Source organism: Streptomyces flavovariabilis, assembly GCF_000725785.1.
GTDB classification, from domain to species: Bacteria; Actinomycetota; Actinomycetes; order Streptomycetales; family Streptomycetaceae; genus Streptomyces; species Streptomyces hawaiiensis.
In genome coordinates this window covers 1-278 of record NZ_JNXD01000109.1, presented here as the reverse complement: position 1 = coordinate 278, position 278 = coordinate 1, and the positions used below count along the sequence as shown (strand labels likewise).

1 pseudogene is annotated in these 278 nt (G+C 68.0%); it reads left to right on the top strand.

Going from position 1 to position 278, the window contains the following annotated elements:
• A pseudogene (locus tag IO24_RS0140135) lies at positions 1–278 on the top strand (FAD-dependent oxidoreductase); the annotation flags it as partial.

Genomic DNA, 278 nt, shown 5'->3' with positions numbered 1-278 from the left:
GCGCGGCACCGTCGAGGCCGACCAGGTGCTCGTGGCGACCAGCGGCTACACCAGCCGGCCGTTCCGCTGGCACCAGGTCAGGATCGCGCCCGTCGGCAGCTTCATCATCGTGACGGAACCGCTGGGCAAGGACGTCTGCGACATGCTGCTGCCGAACCGGCGGATGGCGTCGAGCAGCATGAACCTGCTCAACTACTTCCGGATCACTCCCGACCACCGGTTGCTGTTCGGTGGCCGCGCCCGGTTCGCCGGGTCCAACCAGCAGTCGGACGCCAAGA